The following is a 21,521-nucleotide window of genomic DNA, read 5'->3' as shown; positions in this document are numbered from 1 at the left end:
ACTAAATTTATGCTATTGTGCAACATCGGTGTCATAAAAAGCATTACTTGGATAAAGAAAAATTGCGTCTAACAACTAGCCGTATAAACGGCCCTACCATTAAGCAATATTCTACCACATTCTTGCTGGTGGTTAGCATGGCTTCAACTGCTCATCTTTATGCAGCAGAAGCAGTTTACCATGCAAATCAAAATTATGATGCGATAAAACAAAGTATGATAGCCGAGTTCGCACTCGCCTATCGCGATATTCCAAACGCTTTACACAACTATACTGTGCTGGCCATTAAAAGCAATTCCACCGCGGTTAAACAGCGCGCGCTCAATATCGCCCTCGAACATGAAGACCTGAATGCAGCGCTGGATATTTCTACCCACTGGGTCGTCCAAGAACCGCAAGATGTTCCGGCATTATTCTATCTGGCACATATTGCTTTAAAAGCGCATGAGTACGAACTGGCGGCAGAAACGCTAGAAAAGATCCTGAAAATTGATGATAACGCCGATCTGGAAGAAATTCTGGCCGGGATTGCCCCGGATGAGCCAGATGACCGTGAATATTTAATTCAGGCTCTAAGTACCAGTAAAGCTAAAGACAATCCTTCGATTCTGGTGCTGGTCGCCGGTCTGGAAGCACAAAAAGGTCAGTTAGAGCAGGCTCTCAATACCATCAACCGTGCATTAAAAAAACGTCCAAAGTCGACTGGCTATATCCTAATGAAAGCCAATCTGTTGGCAGCATTGGGTAACAATGAGGAAACGCTGAAATGGTACGAGAAGGCCAGTCGCAAACATCGCAACAACATGGATATACGTCTGGCTGAGGTCAAATACCTGATCAAGCTGAATGAAGCTGAAAAGGCCTTACAGAAACTAGAAACGATCCTGAAAAAATCACCACAACACGAAGAAGCGTTGTTTATTGCCGGCTTAACCAGTATTGACCTGCAGCAATATGAACGGGCCGAAAAATATCTGGTGGAGCTCCGTTATTCGGCTCAGTACCAGAATGAAGCCTATTACTATCTGGCGGTCAATGCAGAACGCAAACAACATTATGAAACTGCCAAAGCCTATTACCGCCTGGTGGATGGCAGCCTGTATACGGTCTCACGACGCAATATCATTGCTATCTTTGCCGAGCAGGATAAACTGCATGATGCGCTGCGCTTTCTGACTCAGGAACGGGTCAATTATCCGCAACATGCCAGTTTCCTGTATCTGGCTCAGGCGGATATTTTGAAACGCATGAATAATAAGAACGCAGCGATCCGGATTCTGGAAGAAGCCAGCAAAAACCTGCCGGATGATCCGGAACTGGTCTATGCTCAAGTCTTATTGTTAGATCCACATGAAGATCGTGATCAACTGGATCAGCTGTTAAAAACCCTGCTTAAAATCGAGCCGAATAGTCCAACCTATCTGAATGCTTATGCCTATACACTGGCTCGTCAAAATCGTCGTCTGGATGAAGCACGGCGCTATGCTGAACAGGCACTGGAATACGCACCAGAACAGGCTTCTATTCTGGATACCTATGGCTACATCTGTTACCTGCAGAATGACTTTGCCACAGCTGCCCAGGTGCTGCTTAAAGCCTATGAACTAAATCCAAGTGCGAAAATTGGTGTCCGTTATGCACGTTCGCTTTATATGAAAGGCGATCTACAACAATTCCATCAAGTGTTACAACAATTACAACAAAACCATCCAAATGACCCAGAATTAAACCAACTTAATTCGCTATTGTTAGCACCACAATCCTGAACGAGTCCATTCTTTTATGCGCAACATAAGTACTTTAGGCTGCTGTTTCCTTGCTTCTACTGCCCTACTCATGAGTGGCTGTCAGCAGATGGTTCAGCAAAAAGCTCCTGTCACGCCATCGGTACAGGCTAAAAACCAGTTCCAGCTGCAAGGTAAAATCGGGGTACGAACACCTCAGCAAAGCGGCAGTGCCTTTTTTACCTGGGTTCAGCAGCAGGAAGAGTTTGATATTGAACTGACTGGTATTTTAGGTGCCGGAAAAACCCAGATTTCAGGTACTCCTGGTCAGGTAACTTTGAATAGTGCCAAAACCGGCCTGATCAAGGCAGCAACAGCAGAAGAATTACTGCAACGTGCAACCGGCTGGCAAGCTCCGATTAGCCATTTAGTCGATTGGGTACAGGCACGTCCCGCGACACAATCTGCCCAGATCCAGAAAGACAGCTCACAGCGTATCAGCCAGATTATTGAACAAGGCTGGACGGTAGACCTCAGTTATAACCAGCAGGCAACTGTTCCAAACCGCTTGATTTTAAAGCAGTCGCTTGAGAATGGGGGTGAAAACCGTATTACAATGGTGATTCAAAACCGTTAACTGGTCTGATGCAAGCCTATGATGATTCGTGTTCCCTCACCTGCAAAACTGAATTTGTTTCTCCATATCACCGGTCGTCGTCCGGATGGTTATCACGAGCTGCAAAGTATCTTTCAATTGATAGATTTGTGTGACTGGCTAGAGTTTGAGCAAACAGATGATCGGCAGATTCAGATTGAAGGTTTGTCCTCAGTCGATCTGGAACAGAATCTCATCTATCGTGCAGCGCAGATTTTGCAGCCTTATGCCAAAGCGCCTTCTGGTCTGATCATTCGACTGGAGAAAAATATTCCTATGGGTGCAGGTCTTGGTGGTGGCTCATCCAATGCCGCAACAACCCTGATTGTGCTGAATCAGTTATGGTATTGTGGCTTAAATTCCGAGCAACTGGCAGAGCTCGGTGTCAAACTGGGCGCGGATGTGCCCATTTTTGTTCATGGTCGCAATGCTTGGGCTGAAGGTATTGGTGAACACTTAACATTCATAGACTTAGATCAAAAACAGTTCATTGTGTTAAAACCTGACTGTTTTATCAGCACTCAACAGCTTTTTTCACAAAAAACGTTGACAAGAGACACGAAGCCCTCTAAATTTTGCGCCTATCAGATAAAGCCATCTGATTTCGGAAATAACTTTGAGCCAGTGGCACGAAGCCTATATCCAGAAGTCGATGAGGCGATGCAATATCTCGATCAATTCGGTGTTGCAAAGCTTACAGGTACAGGTGCTTGTGTTTTTATCGAAGTGACTGATGATATGAATGTGACCGACATTCTTGAGAATGCACCATGTAAATCTTATCTGGTGAACAGTCTGCAAGAATCGCCCTTACGTCATTTCAAGGTTCAATAGGGGTATCGCCAAGTGGTAAGGCACCGGGTTTTGATCCCGGCATCCGTTGGTTCGAATCCAGCTACCCCTGCCATTATTCACCTGTAGATGTACTGTATTAGGGGTATCGCCAAGTGGTAAGGCACCGGGTTTTGATCCCGGCATCCGTTGGTTCGAATCCAGCTACCCCTGCCATCTTACAGTTCATCAAATCTAGGGGCGTCGCCAAGTGGTAAGGCACCGGGTTTTGATCTCGGCATCCGTTGGTTCGAATCCAGCCGCCCCTGCCATTTTCTCGAAAAAAGACAGAACATCATTTGCTGTAAGACTGTTAATTTACCTTGACACAATACTGCAAAAATATTAAAGTTCTGCCGCATTAGGGGTATCGCCAAGTGGTAAGGCACCGGGTTTTGATCCCGGCATTCGTTGGTTCGAATCCAGCTACCCCTGCCATCTACTTCCATACATACCAACCGCCAAGGGTGCTTCATGCCCAATCTTGTCGTTTTTAGTGGAACCGCGCATCCACAATTCGCTCAAAAAGTCGTAAGTCACTTACATATTCCTCTAGGCGCTGCCTCTGTAGGCCAGTTTTCTGATGGCGAAATCGCTGTTGAGATTACTGAAAATGTTCGTGGTAAAGACGTATTCATCGTACAACCTACTTGTGCACCGACCAATGATAACCTGATGGAAATTCTGGTCATGGCTGACGCGTTACGCCGTGCAAGTGCTGGTCGTATTACTGCCGTGATTCCTTACTTCGGTTATGCCCGTCAAGACCGTCGTCCCCGTTCAAGCCGTGTGCCGATTACTGCAAAAGTTGTTGCAGATATGCTGACCACTGTAGGTATTGACCGTGTGGTGATGATTGATCTTCACGCTGACCAGATCCAAGGTTTCTTCGATATTCCTGTAGACAACATCTACGGTACGCCAGCCCTACTTGCTGACTTACGCCAACAACAGCATCATAACCTGATGGTTGTTTCTCCTGACGTAGGTGGTGTAGTTCGTGCTCGTGCTGTTGCGAAACAGATGGGTGATATCGACCTGGCGATCATCGATAAACGTCGTCAAAAAGCGAATGAATCACAAGTGATGCATTTGATTGGTGATGTGAAAGATCGTGACTGTGTGATCGTTGATGACATGGTGGATACTGCTGGTACGCTTTGTAAGGCTGCTGATGCGTTGAAAACTTTCGGTGCCCGCAAAGTGGTTGCTTACGCGACTCACCCAGTATTGTCTGGTAAAGCACTCGAAAATCTGAAAAATTCTGTGATCGATGAACTGGTTGTAACTGACACCATCCCTCTTTCAGAAGAAGCTTTAGCTCTTGGCAAGATTCGCCAGGTTTCAGTTGCAAGCATGGTTGCTGAAACAATTCGTCGTATCAACAACGAAGAATCTATTAGCGCAATGTTCGATTCTTATCTATAATAGTGCGCTGAATTTCCAAAGCCCTGCCATTTGGCGGGGCTTTCTATCACCGGATCGGTCGCAGGTCCGGTTCATTTAAAACTTAAATAGGATGTCTATCATGGCAAACTTCGTATTAAACGCAGAAGCACGTGAAGTAGCACAACAAGGGAAAGGTTCGAGCCGCCGCCTTCGTCATGCTGCTAAAGTTCCAGCTATCATCTATGGTGGTGAAGCTGCTCCTGTAGCTGTTTCTCTTGAACTTCGTCAGCTTGTTAAATTCTTAGAAAGCAACTCATTCTTCGAAGAAGTAATCGAAATTGATGTAAACGGTAAAGTTGAAAGCGTTAAAATCCAAGCGTTACAACGTCACCCAGCTAAAAACACTCCAATGCACGCTGACTTCAAACGCGCATAAGTGTTAATGGTGTAGATTAGTGTCAAATATTTCACTGATTGTAGGTTTGGGCAACCCAGGTTCTGAGTATGCTCAAACCCGCCATAATGCAGGCTTCTGGTTTGTAGAACGCCTTGCAGATCAATATGGCATTAGCCTTAAAAAAGACCCTAAATTCAATGGATTCAGCGGTCGTGGCAATATCGAAGGTCAAGACGTCCGTCTCCTTCTACCTACAACATTCATGAACCTTTCCGGTAAAAGTGTTGTTCCTTTCGCCAAATTTTACAATATCGCACCCGAATCAATCCTGATTGCCCATGATGAACTGGATATGAATCCAGGCATTATTCGCCTGAAGACTGGCGGTGGTCATGGTGGACATAACGGTTTACGCGATATCGTGCCGCATATCGGTCCGAACTTTCATCGTCTACGCATTGGTATTGGTCACCCAGGTTCTAAAGACCGTGTTTCTGGTCATGTCCTGAGTAAAGCACCAAGCAGTGAACAAGAGTTAATGGACAATGCAATTGCCCATGCACTTGCTCGCGCCAAAATGCTGGTGAACGGTGAAGTACAACAGGCAATGAATCAAATCAATGCTTATAAACCGAACTAAACATTCATAAATTGCTGGACAATTCCGCTTGCCTTGCTGGCCATTTAGGCGCAAAATGCGCAAGCCTACCCACTTATCCAGTGTTGTAGAAATTGATTCAACCATAAGATCAAAGTCTTAGGTCAACTAAGGGGACGCTAGCCATGCTATCTCGTTTATTAAAATGCAAAATTCATCGCGCTTTTGTTACACATGCAGAATTACACTATGAAGGTTCATGTGCAATTGATGGCGTTTTGATGGATCTAGCTGGCATTCGTGAATACGAAGAAATTCATGTTTGGAACGTGACCAATGGTAAGCGTTTTACTACTTATGCCATTCGTGGTGAAGATAATTCAGGGATTATTTCTGTGAATGGTGGTGCTGCGCATCAAGCTGATGTTGGTGATATCGTGATTATCGCAACATTTGGTGATTTCACTGAAGCTGAAGCCAATGCTCATAAACCACGTCTGGTTTATGCAAATCCGGATAACACTGTGAATCACACTGCAAACTGTATTCCGGTACAAGTTGCCTAAGCTGGTTCGACAAGATTCTAAAAAGCTCGCTTCTTGCGGGCTTTTTTTATGGGCTGATTAAAATAAAACTAACTTCCCTGCCACCAGCTTTTTCGGTTCTCACAGTTTAAGGACTTAAGATTTTGATCTACCAGGTCGGCTAACAAAGCTTCTCCATTTTCTTTTAGCTTTAATTCAGCGAATTTGGCATCGCGATAACAAGGCTCAAGTCCTTCGGCAAACATAAAACTGTTGGCAGCCGGATATAAGCCTTCAAAGGTATTCCGCGGATTTTTCAGGATTAATTGTGCTGAGCGTGGCTGATCCAGCGTACTTCGATCAAAACTGGTTTTGACCACTCTTCTTTGCTCATCAAGCTGTACATAGCTTAGTACACGGGACTGGTTTTCAAAATCTTGAATACTGATTTTAGGTTCTGATTGTTCTGATCTATTCTCCGCTGCTAGTGCACTAAAATGCAGATCATAATTCAGCGCCATATAATCGCCTTGCAGAATTGATCGCGGATCTACTGGTGCCAGTTCTACATAAATACTTTGGCTATCTCGAAGATGCCATTCATGTTGCACCACCAATCCACAAAATAAGGCAATACTGAAAATAGCCAGATGCAAAGGAAGAAACTTTTTCATCTTGCCTCTCCTTGATCATGTGGCGGTTTTGATGACTGCTTCAACATATATACCAACAACAAGACCAGCATCCCAGAAGCAAAGATACTGATGCTTTTAAACAGGAAGCTTAAACCCAGATTGTAATACAGCATCCATAACCAGAAGATTAACAGCAAGATAGTTAAGGCCTGAATCAAGGACTGCTTATAAACAATGGCCCATGCCATAAGCAGCATAATGATAAAAATCTCAAAATAGCCCAACAGAATAAGTAAGATGCCAAATACAGGAATTAACCAAAGCCATTTTTCCCTAAATTGCTGCCAGTTTTGCCAAATAAAACTCAGTAGTAATAAGCTCGGAAAAACATAAAACAGCAGAACGTGGTCAAAGCTGATCTGCCCGATGCCCTGCCAGTGCTCTAATCCAGTCACCGATTGAACCACGGCTGAACCTGTCAACATAGCGATGATCCAGAGCAGAATACTTTTCTGATAAATTGAGGACTGCCAATATCTAGCGGTTAGGAATAGCCCGATATAAATGACATAGTTCAAGCTTAGAGCAAGCGTGATTACAATATCATCATGCTTAAAAGAGTTCTCTAATGCCAAAACGACAATTGCTAAAGCATGAGCTATCAAGAGTTGTAAGGTCAGAATGAACCAGTGCATCCGTTTGATCACAGTCAGAGCCAGCATCATTAATTGCAACAGCCACACTATAAACAGACTATTGGTGAGCAGTTCCGTATGAATTAATACCGCAGCTTGCCCGCAAACCCAAAGACAATAGGCAAACTGGCGTAAAAATATGGAATTCTTTTGACTTAATAATTTCCAAGCGATACCAATAAAAATGAGACCTAAAACAATTGAAACCGCTTTCCAATAGGTCAGCAATAGGATTGCCAGAATAATCCCAGCAATCCAGGCACCGAGTGCCAAAGGAATGACGGAGAATTTGGTTTGAGGAAATATTTTCTTGAGCGCAAAACTGATCAGCGCAAACCAGCCAAAGATCAGCATTGCCAAGATAAATAAACCAGCTGCTGAATTGGTAAGCCGATCGTCCAACAGTTCAAACAGCCATAGGCTCACACTGGCAGCCAAGCCTGCAATCAATAAAATGGTTTCTAATGCCTGATGCTTACGATAAAAATAAAATGCAGCACCTGCTGGTAGAACAACTGAAGAAGCCAGATAGATCAGCTGAAAATGATGGGTAAACTGCATCATACTGCTGATCGAAATCATGATGATGAATGCAATAAACAGATATCGCAGCAACGGGTAATAACGTATGACAAAGGCAAAACTAATGGCTGTAAGTAGATTCAAAGTCAGTAGATACAACCCTTCTGCCCGTATCATCCAGAAACTTTGTTTAAAGTAAAAATACAATGCCAGCTGAGTGACCACACAAAGCATGGCAAAAATACCGATATTGGATCGATATAGCCACGGCAAGAGTAATACAGCCCAGAGCAGAAATAACTGATAACTATCGGCACCAGTCTGATAGATCTGCCCAATCACAGCCAGACTTAAGCCCAGCATCAGGCCAGACAAGGTATCCAGACTCTGTCTGATCCATTCCCGCTGATTAAAGTAAATACTGGCTATTGCACTACAGACTAAAACCAGCATTGGAATTGCAAGTTGAACCTGATTCGGTAGCATCCACCAGTTCGCAGCCATTAAATACAGCAAACTGACTGCAATCAGCGCAACGCCCAAAATATTGAGATAACGCAAAACCTTTGCATCACAAAACAGCAAGGGAGAAAATGGATTATTATGGATCAGCTCGGTTTTCTTCATTGTCTGAATGATTGATCAATTTCTATTCTTAATAGCAACATAACATGTTTCCAGTTTTTTGCTAAAAGGCTGTAGTAATTCAAATAATCTGTTTTGCTTATCTGAAATTCTGCAAATTCGTGACTGGCCAAACTATACCATCTTTTAAAAACCAGGACTATAATGATCCCACATCGCTTCAGGGCGGGGTGAGATTCCCCACCGGTGGTAATTTCAGGGTAGTAAATCTTTCTATTTCTGAATCAGCCCACGAGCGGTCAATTTCAATTGATCTGCAGATCTGGTGTAAATCCAGAGCCGACGGTATAGTCCGGATGAAAGAAGACGAAAGCAGTACATCCTGTTTTATGCCTGGCATGAAACTGTTTTGCTATAAGCCTATTTTCACTATGTCCTGAAATGTTCAATCGTACTTTTACTTTACGTGAGCGTTTCAATGTCAAGTTTAATTCAACCCGAAATTTTCTTTTCCGCTTTAGCTCCCGCTGAACAGCGCATCCAACAAGCACTCGAAGACATCCGCCAAGGCAGACCTGTTCTGGTGATGGATGACTTTGACCGCGAGAATGAAGCCGACCTCATTGTTGCTGCAGAGACTTTGACTGTAGAAACCATGGCACGCATGATTCGCGATGGTTCCGGTATTGTCTGCCTGTGCCTGACTGATGAACTGGCCAATCATCTAGAACTGCCGCCAATGGTGCAGGATAACTCTAGCCAGTTTAAAACTGCCTTTACTGTAACGATTGAAGCTGCGGAAGGTGTGACGACTGGTGTATCTGCCAAAGACCGTACCACTACGATTAAAGCAGCCATTAAAGACGGTGCTGTCGCCAGTGATCTGAATCGTCCAGGTCATGTCTTCCCTTTACGTGCCCGTGAAGGCGGTGTGCTGACCCGTCGTGGTCATACCGAAGGTACGATTGATCTTGCACGTCTGGCGGGTTTAAGACCTGCCGGTGTTCTGTGTGAACTGACTAACCCAGATGGCACTATGGCTTCTGGCATTCAGGTATTGTCTTATGCACAGACACATCAGCTGACCGTGATCACCATTGATGAACTGGTGCATTACCGCCAGCAGCACAATGTCTAAGGCGTAAAGATAAAAAATCCCGGCTTAAGCCGGGATTTTTATTTTATATAAATATTTTTAGATGAGTACAGATAATATTCCATAGACTGCGACTACCAATAAAATCAAACCGCACAAACCAAGCAAATAAGGATACAGCTTGGATTTAGCAAAGCGTTGAAAGCCTAAATAAACTAATGATAGGGTCAAAAAATCCAGAACAATCCAGCTGATCGTTAGAATTACTAAACTGGAATCTAAGTTTGGAGTAATGCCGATGAACTGCGGGAAAAATGCAGCAAAGAAAATAATATCTTTGGGATTGGAGATCCCCACCAGAAAACCGGTTCGAAATCCTCCCTGTACTGGTTGCAAACCTTGTGAACTGGTTGGACCCTGCCCTTTCCAGACTTCCCGGAAAATCTGGATTCCTAGCCAGGCAATATATAAACAGCCAAGCAGCTTGATGCCATTCAGCCAGTTTTCATTAATGACTAATAAGCCTTTTAAGCTAAAAATAGATAAGGTGATCAATACCAGAGAAGCAAAATTCGTCCCGAAAATGGTCTGTAAAGCATGTTTATAGCCACCTTTCAGTCCAGTACTGGCAACTAGTAGCATAACAGGCCCAGGTGTGGCAATCATGATGACGACGGCCAGACAATAGAGAGCATATTCACTGATATTCACGCCATTTCCTCAGCTATCATGATTTTTTAATAAAAAAGAGGACTTATTCGTCCTCTTCCTGCATCTGAATCAGGTGCTGGCTCATCCCATCCGCCCGTAAAAAGGCCAAGTCATAACTGGCTTTGGCGAGTGCCAGTACCCGACGCTCGAATTCATCCCAAAGCGGACGTACCTGTTTGTAATGAATGCCTAAACCGCTTTCATCAGTAAAATGACGGTTCTTTTCACAGAGTTTCAAGGCATGGTAAAGCTTACGGCCCTTAGTCGCATCTTCACGCAGACGCACCCGTTTAGACAGGACAAATGTTTCCACTTTGGCCAGGTTTGCCATCGGCAGCATCGGGACCAAAATCTGATCTAGCTGTGCATCCAGCCGCTGCCAGACCGCAGTATGTTGATCTGCGTTATAACTGTTCCAGTGAATCACTTCATGATTAAAACGGCGGCAACCACGACAGACCGCATCACCAAATACGGTTGAGCAACGCCCTGCGCAAGGGGTCAAAGATGCAATACGACGATCCGAACTCAAAACTTACTCCAACTGTGCTGCAACTTCCAGCATCTGCATCATTGCATCAAAATCCTGGGTCGGCATGACTATACATGTTCTCCCTATCGATTTGAAGTCCGTTAAAACCCGGCCTTTTACTCGCTTATTCATTCAAATCACGTTAAAATATGCGCCTTTCAAATTATCATGCTACGTTGGAGTATTCCATGAACGCTACTGTAGAACAGCTTGCACCTGTAGAACAGCAAGCGACGACTGGTTGGGTTGTTGCCGCACTTTATCAATTCAAAGAAGTTCAAGACCCTGAGGGTCTGCAACAACGTCTTTTAGACTTGGTAAAAACCATCAACCTTTGCGGTACTCTAATTGTGGCAGGTGAAGGCATTAACGGTACCGTTGCGGGTAACCGTGAAGCCATCGATAAAGTACACCAGTTCCTGCTGGATGAAGGCTTCAACGAAATGGAATATAAAGAGTCGCATAGCTCTGACAAACCATTCCGTAAAATGAAGATCAAGCTGAAAAAAGAGATTGTGACTTTAGGTGTGCCGGTTAAGCCACGTGATCTGGTTGGCCATTATCTTGATCCTAAAGAATGGAATGAGCTGATTGCACGTGATGATGTGATTCTGGTGGATACTCGTAATGATTACGAATATAAAGCCGGTACCTTTAAAGGCGCAATCGATCCGAAAACTGAAACTTTCCGTGAATTCCCTGAATACGTGAAAAAGAATCTGGAACAGCACAAGGACAAGAAAATTGCCATGTTCTGTACCGGTGGTATTCGCTGTGAAAAATCAACTTCTTTATTGCTTCAGGAAGGCTTTAAAGAGGTATATCACCTGAAAGGCGGTATTCTGAAATACCTGGAAGAAACCCCAGCTGAAGAAAGTCTGTGGGAAGGTGAATGTTTCGTATTTGATGGCCGTACTGCGGTTACACATGGTGTGGAAGAAGGTCAAAATACCAAATGTCATGCGTGTGGCTGGCCATTAACACCTGAAGAAGCAGCGCTGCCAAGTTATGAACACGGCGTATCTTGTGTGTACTGCATCGATAAAACCACCGAGAAACAAAAAGAAGGTTTCCGTATGCGTCAATCGCAAATTCTGGCTGCAAAACGTAAACGTCTCTAACTCCAGTTTTGTAACCAAAAATATCTAAGCCCTCTTCGGAGGGCTTTTTATTTACATAAGCATTACATCTGCAATAAAAAACTTACCAATCCCTTACCAAGAACAGCATATTTTTACAGCCAAGCTTGATAGTCTTTATATCACATTACTTTGTTACCATAAGTCTTTCATTATTAATTAATTTTTTAAATGAAAAGGAAAACAAAATGGCCAATTCACTTGCTCGGGATTCAGATAATATTGTTAGATTCCAACCTAAAGAAAATACAAAACTGGAACGTATTACCCAAATGACAGATGAGCTGGAAGCAGAATCACATCTGTTTATTGTGATCTTGGGAACTATCATTGGTGCCATTCTTGCCCTGTTTATCGGCTACCATATTGAGGCTACAGCAGCACATTATTTACTGCTCAGTGCTCTGCCAGTTTGCCTGGCTTACAGCTTACGTAAAGTTTACATTTATACCTTAACCCATAGTTAATCCGCACTTGGCCATTTATATAACTTAACTTTACCCTCTTAAAAATACTGCTTAGGATACAAGCAGTATTCTTTATTTTGCCAATTCTATGAATCTGACTGAATGGATTATTTCTGTCATGGAACAGCTGGGCTACTGGGGCATTGCCCTGCTCATGTTTCTTGACAATGTCTTTCCCCCGATCCCCTCTGAAATTATTATGCCTTCTGCCGGCTATTCCGCTTCTCAGGGAGAATTACTGCTGGTTGGAGTCATTATTGCAGGCAGTATCGGTTCGTTATTGGCAGCGGCATTGCTCTATTGGATTGGCTACAAATTTAACCACGACAGTATTTTCAGATTCATAGACCGATATGGAAAATTCTTGTTTATCAAATCTAAAGACGTGAAAAAATCTCTGGAATGGTTCGAGCAGTATGGACACCGGATTGTATTCTTTGGCCGGATGGTTCCGGCAGTACGTTCCCTCATCAGTATCCCGGCCGGCATGAGCCATATGCCTTTCTGGAAATTCATGTTCTATAGTGGACTAGGTACTGTTATCTGGACCACGTTCCTGGCCTGTGTCGGTTTTTATTTTGGTGAAAATCAGGAATTGATGCACAAAATCTTTAGTCAGGTCAGTTATGTGATTATTGCGATTGTCGTGATCATCGTGGGCTGGGTTTTATACCGTAGACATCAACGTAAAAATCGCCCATCCTGAAGAGACCCCAGCATAAGGAGGCTAAAACGATGTCGCATTATCTTAAATATTTTGCCACCGTTTATCTGACTCTGGTCTTAATAGTCGGCATACTCATCTATGTATTCAATCTGGGCGCCATTCTGATGATTCCTGCCCTGATTGCCTCCGCCTTTCTCAGCGCCCGATACTTTGTGAAAAAAGAACTCCGACTACCCACCCAGGAAGAGAAAAGCAGACTGGTCTGGGGTTCCACGATTATTGCCATGACCTTTGGATTTATCTTTTTGTTTATAGTGATCTGGCTGCATCCACAGACGGAGGAAATCTATAGAAGAATGGCTTATACAGGACGCGGGCCAAACTCGTTCCTGGTGGCTACAAGTATTGCCTTACATGCCTTGCTGTTCCATATCGCCTATAATGGCTATGCGCGTTATAGCTTGAGCAAGCGTACGGGTGCCGATCATAAACCTTAGACTAGGTAATTAACTAGTCCAAACGTTGTACAAAACACCTGAGCTAAAAAAAGCACCTGACGGTGCTTTTTCATGGCGGGGCATGACTTATTCTGGTGTGTGGTACATCAGATATAATTCATTCAAGTTTTCTGGAATCTCTTCTGCAAGCTCATCCATTAACTGACCATTGCGACGGAAAGATTCCATTTGCGGATCTTCTTCATCGATGCCACTGAATACCATAATTGGCAGCGTTAAATCGACCAACTGTTCTTCAAATTCTTCTGTAAACCAGGCTTCTTCGTTCAGGAACATGGCATCTACAAAGCCCACACTCCAGTCACCTAGACTTGATTCGGTATCTGCTTCTTCAATTTCAAATGGGAAAGTGATCCCTTCTTCATTGGCCAAGCTTTGACGGATTGACTCTAACCATGCTTTAACCTGATTGATGATTTCTGCAGGCACTTTTTTCTGGTTGCCTTCAAAAAGCTCATCCATCCATTTGTCAAATTGCGGGCCTACTGCGATAGCACATAAGAAACCATGAGTTGCCGCAAAATCCAGACCATACTCATTTTGGTCGCCATCCAGATATTCACTCAACAGGTCTAAATCTAAAGCACTCATTTAACATCCAAACTTAGAAAACCGAAAGGATTAGCATAGCATTTATTCAGGCTATGCTAAATCTGAATTCGTTAATCTTCGTCGTCAAAGTCGTCATCATCGTCGAAGTCATAATCAAAATCTTTGAGTTCGCGTTCCAGGCGGCGTTGCGAGAGCAGATCATCAATTAAACGACGTTTTTCCAACGACTCTTTCGCACTTAGCTTACTCGATGCCTCATCGAAATTAACATCATCATCACCGTAGCTATCATCTAGTTCAAAATCTGTCGAAGACACTAAAACTACCTCGTAGTGAAAAATGTAAATGGGTCTAGGCGCTATTTATCTTGCCTTTAAAAACTTGTCAAGTTTTATTTATATATTTTGTATGTTTATACTAGTTAGCTCTTGTTTTTCTACAGCATAATTGTGTATTTATTAGCTGGTTAGATAGTGAACGCTTTTTATCCCATGGATGAGGGACGTTTCTAAAATTAGATTGGGAAATACACTTGAAAAGATAAACTTAGACCCAATATCGATATTCAATTGTTATTCAAACATATTTATAAAATCATGCTTGACTGATCAATTCCAAAAACTATTTCAGGTGAATTGTGCTATCATGCACGGTTTTTCACTGCCACAGATTCAACGAAGAGTAAGCAAAGATGAGCGATATGACTTCCCCTACTTCTCAAGTAGCGGCTCTGATTAGCCGAGGCAAAGAACAAGGTTACTTAACCTTCGCTGAGGTTAACGATCATCTCCCGGACTCCATCACAGAAAGCGAACAGATTGAAGACATCATTCAAATGCTGAATGATGTGGGTATTCCTGTCCATGATCGTGCGCCTGAATCTGATGATGCAATGTTCGAGGATACTGCAGAAGCTGCCGATGAAGTTGCAGAAGAAGAAGCTGCGGCTGTACTTGCATCTGTAGAAAACGAACCAGGTCGTACGACTGACCCTGTACGTATGTACATGCGTGAAATGGGTACCGTTGAACTTTTAACGCGTGAAGGCGAAATTAGCATTGCAAAACGCATTGAAGAAGGTATCCGAGACGTTCTTCACTCTATTGCTTACTGGCCGAATGCTGTAGAAGTTGTACTACAAGAATACAAAGATTATGAAGCTGGCGAACGCCGCCTTGCTGACATTCTGTCAGGTTATTTAGACCCTGAATCAGATGAAGAAATTCCAGAAGTACTGGAAGAAGTCGCTGAAATCGAAGAAGACGAAGAAGCAACGACCAAGTCAACCAAAGATGTAAAACTGGATGATGACGAGGAAGATGAAGAGTCTGATAGCGATGACGATTCTGAAGGTGACTCAGGCCCAGATCCAGAAATTGCCAAAGTTCGTTTTGCCGAACTTTCAGATGCCTGGAAAAATACCAAAGCGGTACTGGAAAAACACGGCCGTAACAGCAAAGAAGCAGAAGAAGCACTTCAAGCGCTTGCAACTGTGTTCATGATGTTCAAGTTCACCCCGCGTTTGTTCGATATCATTTCTGAAATGATTCGTGGTACACATGACCAGATCCGTGGTGCAGAACGTGAAGTGATGCGTTATGCCGTCCGTCGTGGCCGTATGGACCGTACCCAGTTCCGTACTACTTTCCCGGGTCAGGAATCGAATCCAGCCTGGTTAGATGAGCAAATTGCGAAAGCGACTGCTGATCAGAAAGCTTATCTGGAAAAAGTACGTCCTGACGTATTGGCCTTCCAGCAAAAAATCGCAGATATCGAAAAAGACCTTGATCTTAAAGTTCGTGACATCAAAGACATTGCCAAACGTATGGCAGTCGGTGAAGCGAAAGCACGTCGTGCCAAGAAAGAAATGGTTGAAGCAAACTTGCGTCTGGTCATTTCGATTGCGAAGAAATATACCAACCGTGGCTTGCAGTTCCTGGATCTGATTCAGGAAGGTAACATCGGTCTGATGAAAGCGGTAGACAAGTTTGAATACCGTCGTGGTTATAAGTTCTCGACTTATGCCACTTGGTGGATTCGTCAGGCGATTACCCGTTCAATCGCGGATCAGGCACGTACCATTCGTATTCCAGTGCACATGATTGAAACGATTAACAAGATCAACCGTGTATCTCGTCAATTGCTTCAGGAAATGGGCCGTGAACCGACACCGGAAGAACTGGGCGAACGTCTGGAAATGGACGAAGTGAAGGTTCGTAAAGTACTGAAAATCGCTAAAGAACCGATTTCGATGGAAACACCAATCGGCGATGATGAAGATTCGCATTTGGGTGACTTCATTGAAGACAGCAACATCACCTCACCAGTGGATGCTGCTACTTCAGAAGGCCTGAAAGAAGCGACTCGCGAAGTACTGGAAAACCTGACTGAACGTGAAGCGAAAGTCCTGAAAATGCGTTTCGGTATCGACATGCCAACGGATCATACTTTGGAAGAAGTCGGTAAACAGTTCGATGTAACCCGCGAACGTATCCGTCAGATCGAAGCGAAAGCTCTACGTAAGTTACGTCACCCTTCCCGTTCTGAACATCTGCGTTCATTCCTGGAAAATGACTAAGATTTAATACAATTTTGGAGACTTGAAATTTCATCTCTCGCCTCCATTTTGTATTGCAATACACCCAAACGCCTGCGCTACGCAGGCGTTTCGAATAGGGGAACTACATGTTAGACCGTACACCATCTCGTGAACTCCGCGAAGATCTTTGGGTTTTTCCAATGGATTACCCAATCAAACTCATTGGCCTTGCAGGTGAAGAACTGCTGAATGCAGTTGTTGAGATTTTTACCAAACATTTCCCTGACTTTGATGGCGATAGCGTAAGCATCACTCCATCTCGTACTGGTAAATATCATTCGATCACTGCTCAGCTACGTTTCCTTGAACTGGAACAGGTTCATGCCGTATATGCTGATCTTGCAGCTTGCCCACTGATCAAGACTGCACTTTAAGATTATTCTGCTCCAACCTTGGCAAATTAAAAGACACGCTTTCGGGCGTGTTTTTTATATGTGTGACCAGCTCACCAACAATTACTACGAATCCCTCCCCTATCCATTGCTGAAATCATTATAATTATTTTCAGTATGATTTAATTTTCTAAGGACGCACACTGTGACAGCTGCGGTTCAAAAACCCTCCCTGATTATCCGTCAATATAATAACCTGACTCCCTACGAAGACCGTTTTCTGGAAATGAAAAGCTTCACGGAAAACCGTGATGAAAATACGCCTGATGAGTTATGGATTTTGCAGCACCATGATGTACTGACCCAAGGTCAGGCAGGCAAACCGGAACATATCCTGATTCCAACTGATATTCCTGTCATTCAAACCGACCGTGGTGGTCAAGTCACTTGGCATGGTCCTGGTCAGCTCGTCGCATACTTTATGTTTGACCTGAATCGTCTGGGTTGGAATGTCCGTAGATTGGTGTCGTATGCTGAAAACCTGATGATCCAGCTCCTAAAAAATCATGGCATTGAAGCCTATGCCAAACCCGATGCTCCGGGCGTCTATGTGAATGAGCGTAAAATTGGTTCTCTCGGCTTCAAGATTCGTAAAGGCCGTAGCTATCATGGCCTGTCTTTAAATATTGATTGCGACCTGACTGGTTTCCATACCATTAACCCTTGCGGCTATGCAGGTCTGGAAATGGTGCGAATTAATGACCTCGTCAGCAATCCGCCAAAGTTTAATGACTTATGTGTTGAAATTATTGAAACTTTAAGCAGCAGCGGTTACTTTAATCAGGTGAACGTCGAGCAAAGATAAAGCCTTTGCATTTTAACAATAAATAAATTAGAGTAATTACTCTAAACAAATAATATCAAGATAGGGATCATCACGTGATTGCGACAAAATCCGTAAAACCCGCTTTGCAGCTTGCCTATGTCAAACTGATGATGGATATCATTGGCCGTGGCCTGGTCATGGCAAGTCAGGTAGACCCAGAAATCAAACAGGAAGTTGCCCAGTTTCCCGCCAATTTCAGGCTTTCAATGAATGTTTTTCCGCATGGCCCGGCCTTCGTTGCCCGGGTCACGGAACAACATCAGCTGGAACTGGTCAAAGACAGCAGCATCAAGCCAGACCTGACCATTACCTTTAAGCATCTGCATCATGCCTTTCTGGTGTTTTCCTTTCAGGAAAGCACGTCTCAGGCCTTTGCCAATGACCGCATGATTGCCAATGGTGATATTTCCTATGCGATCCGTCTGGTACGTTGCCTGAATAAAATGGAAGCGCTGATCTTGCCGAAAATGGTGGCGCAACTGGCAGTAAAAGAATACCCGAATAATCTGAGACTCAAAGATAAAATCATGGAAGCGAGCAGCATCTACTTAAAAGTCGCTCAATCTTATTTGAAACGGAGTGTATAACATGGCAAAACCTTATTATGAATTTTTCTGTCCAGTCAAAGTGATTGCTGGTCATGCCGCGTTAGAACACATTCCTTTTGAACTGGCCACTTTAGGTGCTAAACGTCCACTGATCATTACTGATAAAGGGGTACGTGCCAATAACCTGCTGGCGCCGATTGAAGCTGCTTTTGAATCGACCGATGCCAAAATTGCAGCGATTTTTGATGATGTACCGCCAGATTCTAGTTTAGGTACAGTGCGTAGCGCAGCACAGCTTTATCGTGATCATGATTGCGATGCCATTATTGCTGTTGGCGGCGGTTCAGTGATTGATACTTCAAAAGCGACCAATATTCTAGTCTCTGAAGGTGGTGACGACTTACTCAAATATTCTGGTGCGCATAATCTGCCTAAACCGCTGAAGCCATTTTTCGTAATTCCTACGACTTCAGGAACTGGTTCTGAAGTGACGATGGTTGCTGTGGTATCGGATACTGAAAAGAATTTGAAAATGCCATTCGCATCCTATTACCTAATGCCGCATGCTGCGATTCTGGATCCACGTATGACCCAGACCCTGCCACCGCATCTGACTGCCATGACAGCCATGGATGCGATGACACATGCTGTAGAAGCCTACACGTGTATGGCAGCCAATCCAATTTCCGATGCCTATGCCACAGCTGCAGTGAAAAAGGTCAGTGCCAACCTGTTTAATGTACTCGACAACCCAGCTGATGCTCAAGGTCGTCTGGAGCTGGCTCAAGCCTCTACTATGGCTGGTATTGCCTTCTCCAATTCAATGGTGGGCCTGGTGCACTCGCTTGGACATGCTCTAGGTGCAGTCGCGCATTTGCCGCATGGCCTATGTATGAACCTGTTCCTGCCTTATGTGCTGGAATATAACAAGGAAGTCAATGGTGACAAGATTGCCGAGCTGCTACTACCATTAGCGGGTGCGGATATCTATGCACAGACGCCAGCACACCTACGTGCAGACAAGACCATTGCTACAATTTTAACCATGCGTGATCGAATCTATAGCTTGACCAAATTACCGCGCACATTAAGTGAAACAGGTAAGATTTCTGAAGCACAGCTGGATGAAGTTACTGAAAAAGCATTAAATGATGGTTCCATCATTTACAACCCGAAAGAAGCCAGTTTGGAAGATCTGAAATCTATCTTAAAAAAGGCTTGGTAATTACTGAAAAATAAGCCAATATAGCGAAAAATTTAAGCCTGATGTTTTTTTAGACATCGGGCTTTTATCTTGCAGGAAATCGCTGTTTTTTGCTTCGAATGGCACATTTCGTGCAGGCCTAAATTCAAAAAATAGCTAGTAAAAGCCGTAATTTTAAAGTAGATTGGCGCGCTTTTATAGAAAATTGTAGGGGGGATCGTTCGTCTCAAACGATCCTTATTAAATATGACTGATCCTTGATCAACGATTAAGAGGATAACGCCGTTGACAAATTTCTCTGGGACTCAATCGGCAGCTAAACTGCAAAAAACGCTAGGGCTCTGGCACATCATTATTATTGGTTTAGCTTACATTCAACCAATGACCTTATTTGATACTTTTGGTTTGGTATCTGAAGAAAGTCATTTGCATGTTCCTACTTCTTACATCATTGCCCTGATTGCAATTTTGTTTACATCGATCAGCTATGGTCACATGATTCGCCGTTACCCTTCTTCGGGTTCGGCTTATACCTATGCCCAAAAATCGATTCATCCGAATATTGGCTTTATGGTGGGCTGGTCTTCTTGGCTGGATTATCTGTTATCCCCAATGGTGAACATCATCCTGGCAGTGATCTATCTTGAAGCACTGTTTCCTGATGTGAACCATTGGGTCTGGGTAATCGTACTGACTGCCTTTATGACCGGGGTAAACCTGCGTGGTGCACGCTTCGTGGCGAACTTTAACAGTTTGATCGTACTGGTACAGTTATTGGTGATCGGTATCTTTACCTGGATGGTATTTACCAAACTGCAGGCCGGTTTCAATGCTGATGGTCCGATTACAGCTGAACAGCGTTACCAGCTTTGGAGTCTTGAACCGTTCTGGAATGAACTGACTTCAGTTGGCGCCTTGATTACTGGTGCGACCTTACTGTGCTTCTCATTCACTGGTTTTGACTCTTTAAGTTCTCTGGCAGAAGAAACCAAAGATACTGAAAACACCTTGCCTAAAGCGATTTTCTTGACTGCTTTAATCGCTGGTGTGATTTTCATTATCAGTACTTACTTCATGCAGTTGTACTTCCCTTCTACACCGGGTTCTTACTTCAAGAATATTGCTGAAACTCAGCCAGAAATCCTACTTCTTGTCGGTGGCTCACTGTTCCAGTCTTATGTGCTGACTTTTGCGATCATTACCGTAATGGCGTCTGGTATTTCTGCTCACGCAGGTGTATCACGTCTAATGTATGTCATGGGTCGTGATGGCGTGATCAACAAGAAAATCTTTGGTCATATCAGTCCGAAAAGCTATACGCCAAACTACAACATTCTGATTGTAGGTGCAGTGGCCTTAACTGCTGGCTTCATGGATCTGGATATCGTGATTTCAATGATTAGTTTCGGTGCCTTGACTGCGTTTACATTCGTAAACCTGTCAGTGATTTCACGTTATGCACTGCGTGATGGTCGTACTAAAACCGCAAAAGACATTTTTAGCTTTGTGGTCATCCCGATGCTTGGTTTTATCAGTATCTTTGCGATGTGGCTGGAAATTGAAGAAACTGCACTGAAATACGGTTTATGGTGGGCGATGTTCGGTATTTTGTACCTGGGTTATAAAACCAAGGGCTTTAAGCACCCTGCTCCACAACATAACGAGTTTGAATAATCGATATTGTTCATACTTAAAAAGGCGCTTTATGCGCCTTT

25 protein-coding genes, 4 tRNA genes and 1 riboswitch are annotated in these 21,521 nt (G+C 43.7%); of the genes, 22 read left to right on the top strand and 7 right to left on the bottom strand.

Translation table 11 applies throughout. The features are described 5' to 3' along the window. Positions 1–62 precede the first annotated feature (62 nt). The 11 genes from C3F22_RS03005 to panD all read left to right on the top strand — a co-directional run bounded on the left by C3F22_RS03005 (position 63) and on the right by panD (position 6,160). Positions 63–1,766, top strand: coding sequence for a tetratricopeptide repeat protein (locus tag C3F22_RS03005; protein WP_004784833.1), 1,704 nt, complete (start codon positions 63–65; stop codon positions 1,764–1,766). Positions 1,767–1,782: 16 nt separating this feature from the next. Further along, the gene (lolB, locus tag C3F22_RS03000; RefSeq protein ID WP_004784835.1) at positions 1,783–2,361 is read left to right on the top strand and encodes a lipoprotein insertase outer membrane protein LolB; all 579 of its coding nucleotides are present in this window, start codon (positions 1,783–1,785) and stop codon (positions 2,359–2,361) included. A gap of 21 nt (positions 2,362–2,382) precedes the next feature. Beyond that, positions 2,383–3,213 carry a 4-(cytidine 5'-diphospho)-2-C-methyl-D-erythritol kinase gene (gene ispE, locus C3F22_RS02995; protein WP_104425870.1) on the top strand — a complete coding sequence of 277 codons (831 nt, stop codon included), beginning with the start codon at positions 2,383–2,385 and terminating at the stop codon, positions 3,211–3,213. Then, positions 3,212–3,286: transfer RNA gene (locus C3F22_RS02990), tRNA-Gln, on the top strand. Before ispE ends, C3F22_RS02990 begins: the two co-directional genes overlap by 2 nt. A gap of 26 nt (positions 3,287–3,312) precedes the next feature. Then, positions 3,313–3,387 (top strand) — tRNA-Gln (locus C3F22_RS02985). A gap of 20 nt (positions 3,388–3,407) precedes the next feature. Beyond that, positions 3,408–3,482 (top strand) — tRNA-Gln (locus C3F22_RS02980). Between the two features lie 91 nt (positions 3,483–3,573). Next, positions 3,574–3,648, top strand: a tRNA-Gln gene (locus tag C3F22_RS02975). Between the two features lie 36 nt (positions 3,649–3,684). Continuing rightward, complete coding sequence (locus tag C3F22_RS02970) at positions 3,685–4,638, top strand: ribose-phosphate pyrophosphokinase (RefSeq protein ID WP_004784839.1); 954 nt, start codon at positions 3,685–3,687, stop codon at positions 4,636–4,638. A 100-nt stretch (positions 4,639–4,738) separates the two neighbouring features. Next, the gene (gene rplY, locus C3F22_RS02965) at positions 4,739–5,035 is read left to right on the top strand and encodes a 50S ribosomal protein L25 (protein WP_004784841.1); all 297 of its coding nucleotides are present in this window, start codon (positions 4,739–4,741) and stop codon (positions 5,033–5,035) included. A gap of 19 nt (positions 5,036–5,054) precedes the next feature. Then, entirely contained in the window at positions 5,055–5,636 is a 582-nt protein-coding gene (gene pth / locus C3F22_RS02960) for an aminoacyl-tRNA hydrolase (protein WP_034701663.1), read from the top strand. 143 nt (positions 5,637–5,779) lie between these two features. Further along, on the top strand, positions 5,780–6,160 hold the full coding sequence (panD, locus tag C3F22_RS02955; RefSeq protein WP_004784844.1) for an aspartate 1-decarboxylase: 381 nt from the start codon (positions 5,780–5,782) through the stop codon (positions 6,158–6,160). Between the two features lie 68 nt (positions 6,161–6,228). Here the strand turns inward: panD and C3F22_RS02950 are convergent, their stop codons facing one another. Both C3F22_RS02950 and C3F22_RS02945 read right to left on the bottom strand, forming a co-directional pair. After that, the gene (locus tag C3F22_RS02950) at positions 6,229–6,792 is read right to left on the bottom strand and encodes a GDYXXLXY domain-containing protein (protein WP_034170162.1); all 564 of its coding nucleotides are present in this window, start codon (positions 6,790–6,792) and stop codon (positions 6,229–6,231) included. Next, complete coding sequence (locus C3F22_RS02945; protein ID WP_104425869.1) at positions 6,789–8,597, bottom strand: DUF2157 domain-containing protein; 1,809 nt, start codon at positions 8,595–8,597, stop codon at positions 6,789–6,791. Before C3F22_RS02945 ends, C3F22_RS02950 begins: the two co-directional genes overlap by 4 nt. A 171-nt stretch (positions 8,598–8,768) precedes the next feature. Continuing rightward, positions 8,769–8,927, top strand: a riboswitch (FMN riboswitch). Positions 8,928–9,033: 106 nt separating this feature from the next. Here C3F22_RS02945 and ribB point away from each other — a divergent pair. Continuing rightward, positions 9,034–9,693: a 3,4-dihydroxy-2-butanone-4-phosphate synthase gene (gene ribB, locus C3F22_RS02940; protein ID WP_004784851.1), complete on the top strand. Its 660-nt coding sequence runs from the start codon at positions 9,034–9,036 to the stop codon at positions 9,691–9,693. A 57-nt stretch (positions 9,694–9,750) separates the two neighbouring features. Here the strand turns inward: ribB and C3F22_RS02935 are convergent, their stop codons facing one another. From C3F22_RS02935 to C3F22_RS18720, 3 genes are read right to left on the bottom strand one after another with little or no spacing between them, the layout of a single operon-like run. After that, positions 9,751–10,362 carry a LysE family translocator gene (locus tag C3F22_RS02935; protein WP_004784853.1) on the bottom strand — a complete coding sequence of 204 codons (612 nt, stop codon included), beginning with the start codon at positions 10,360–10,362 and terminating at the stop codon, positions 9,751–9,753. A gap of 43 nt (positions 10,363–10,405) precedes the next feature. Then, positions 10,406–10,894, bottom strand: a complete 489-nt coding sequence (locus tag C3F22_RS02930; protein ID WP_004784856.1) for a DUF1289 domain-containing protein — start codon at positions 10,892–10,894, stop codon at positions 10,406–10,408. Between the two features lie 3 nt (positions 10,895–10,897). Further along, positions 10,898–11,026 carry a hypothetical protein gene (locus tag C3F22_RS18720; RefSeq protein WP_262477638.1) on the bottom strand — a complete coding sequence of 43 codons (129 nt, stop codon included), beginning with the start codon at positions 11,024–11,026 and terminating at the stop codon, positions 10,898–10,900. 56 nt (positions 11,027–11,082) lie between these two features. On the opposite strand from C3F22_RS18720, the gene C3F22_RS02925 reads away from it, so the two are divergent. From C3F22_RS02925 to C3F22_RS02910, 4 genes are all read left to right on the top strand, one after another. Continuing rightward, the gene (locus tag C3F22_RS02925; protein WP_004784858.1) at positions 11,083–12,015 is read left to right on the top strand and encodes a rhodanese-related sulfurtransferase; all 933 of its coding nucleotides are present in this window, start codon (positions 11,083–11,085) and stop codon (positions 12,013–12,015) included. Between the two features lie 206 nt (positions 12,016–12,221). After that, complete coding sequence (locus tag C3F22_RS02920; protein WP_004784859.1) at positions 12,222–12,500, top strand: hypothetical protein; 279 nt, start codon at positions 12,222–12,224, stop codon at positions 12,498–12,500. An 88-nt stretch (positions 12,501–12,588) separates the two neighbouring features. Further along, complete coding sequence (locus C3F22_RS02915) at positions 12,589–13,206, top strand: DedA family protein (RefSeq protein ID WP_004784864.1); 618 nt, start codon at positions 12,589–12,591, stop codon at positions 13,204–13,206. 29 nt (positions 13,207–13,235) lie between these two features. Then, on the top strand, positions 13,236–13,664 hold the full coding sequence (locus tag C3F22_RS02910) for an ABZJ_00895 family protein (protein WP_004784865.1): 429 nt from the start codon (positions 13,236–13,238) through the stop codon (positions 13,662–13,664). Between the two features lie 87 nt (positions 13,665–13,751). On the opposite strand, the gene C3F22_RS02905 is transcribed toward C3F22_RS02910, so the two are convergent. Then, positions 13,752–14,276 (bottom strand): YecA family protein, encoded by a 525-nt coding sequence (locus C3F22_RS02905; protein ID WP_004784868.1) that lies wholly within the window; start codon positions 14,274–14,276, stop codon positions 13,752–13,754. Positions 14,277–14,347: 71 nt separating this feature from the next. Beyond that, positions 14,348–14,554, bottom strand: a complete 207-nt coding sequence (locus C3F22_RS02900; protein WP_004784869.1) for a PA3496 family putative envelope integrity protein — start codon at positions 14,552–14,554, stop codon at positions 14,348–14,350. A gap of 374 nt (positions 14,555–14,928) precedes the next feature. Between C3F22_RS02900 and rpoD the strand changes: the two genes are divergently transcribed. From rpoD to C3F22_RS02865, 6 genes are all read left to right on the top strand, one after another. Then, positions 14,929–16,815 (top strand): RNA polymerase sigma factor RpoD, encoded by a 1,887-nt coding sequence (gene rpoD, locus C3F22_RS02895; RefSeq protein ID WP_004784872.1) that lies wholly within the window; start codon positions 14,929–14,931, stop codon positions 16,813–16,815. Positions 16,816–16,922: 107 nt separating this feature from the next. Next, positions 16,923–17,210 (top strand): YbeD family protein, encoded by a 288-nt coding sequence (locus tag C3F22_RS02890; protein ID WP_004784874.1) that lies wholly within the window; start codon positions 16,923–16,925, stop codon positions 17,208–17,210. A 163-nt stretch (positions 17,211–17,373) separates the two neighbouring features. Next, positions 17,374–18,033 (top strand): lipoyl(octanoyl) transferase LipB, encoded by a 660-nt coding sequence (gene lipB, locus C3F22_RS02885; RefSeq protein WP_004784876.1) that lies wholly within the window; start codon positions 17,374–17,376, stop codon positions 18,031–18,033. Between the two features lie 74 nt (positions 18,034–18,107). Then, positions 18,108–18,641 carry a hypothetical protein gene (locus C3F22_RS02880; protein WP_004784877.1) on the top strand — a complete coding sequence of 178 codons (534 nt, stop codon included), beginning with the start codon at positions 18,108–18,110 and terminating at the stop codon, positions 18,639–18,641. 1 nt (position 18,642) lies between these two features. Continuing rightward, positions 18,643–19,827 carry an iron-containing alcohol dehydrogenase gene (locus C3F22_RS02875; protein ID WP_004784880.1) on the top strand — a complete coding sequence of 395 codons (1,185 nt, stop codon included), beginning with the start codon at positions 18,643–18,645 and terminating at the stop codon, positions 19,825–19,827. A 264-nt stretch (positions 19,828–20,091) separates the two neighbouring features. Then, complete coding sequence (locus tag C3F22_RS02865; protein ID WP_004784881.1) at positions 20,092–21,480, top strand: APC family permease; 1,389 nt, start codon at positions 20,092–20,094, stop codon at positions 21,478–21,480. Positions 21,481–21,521: the final 41 nt, after the last annotated feature.

The organism is Acinetobacter sp. ACNIH1 (assembly GCF_002934695.1).
Taxonomy (GTDB): Bacteria; Pseudomonadota; Gammaproteobacteria; order Pseudomonadales; family Moraxellaceae; genus Acinetobacter; species Acinetobacter variabilis.
This window is presented reverse-complemented; position numbering and strand designations above follow the sequence as displayed.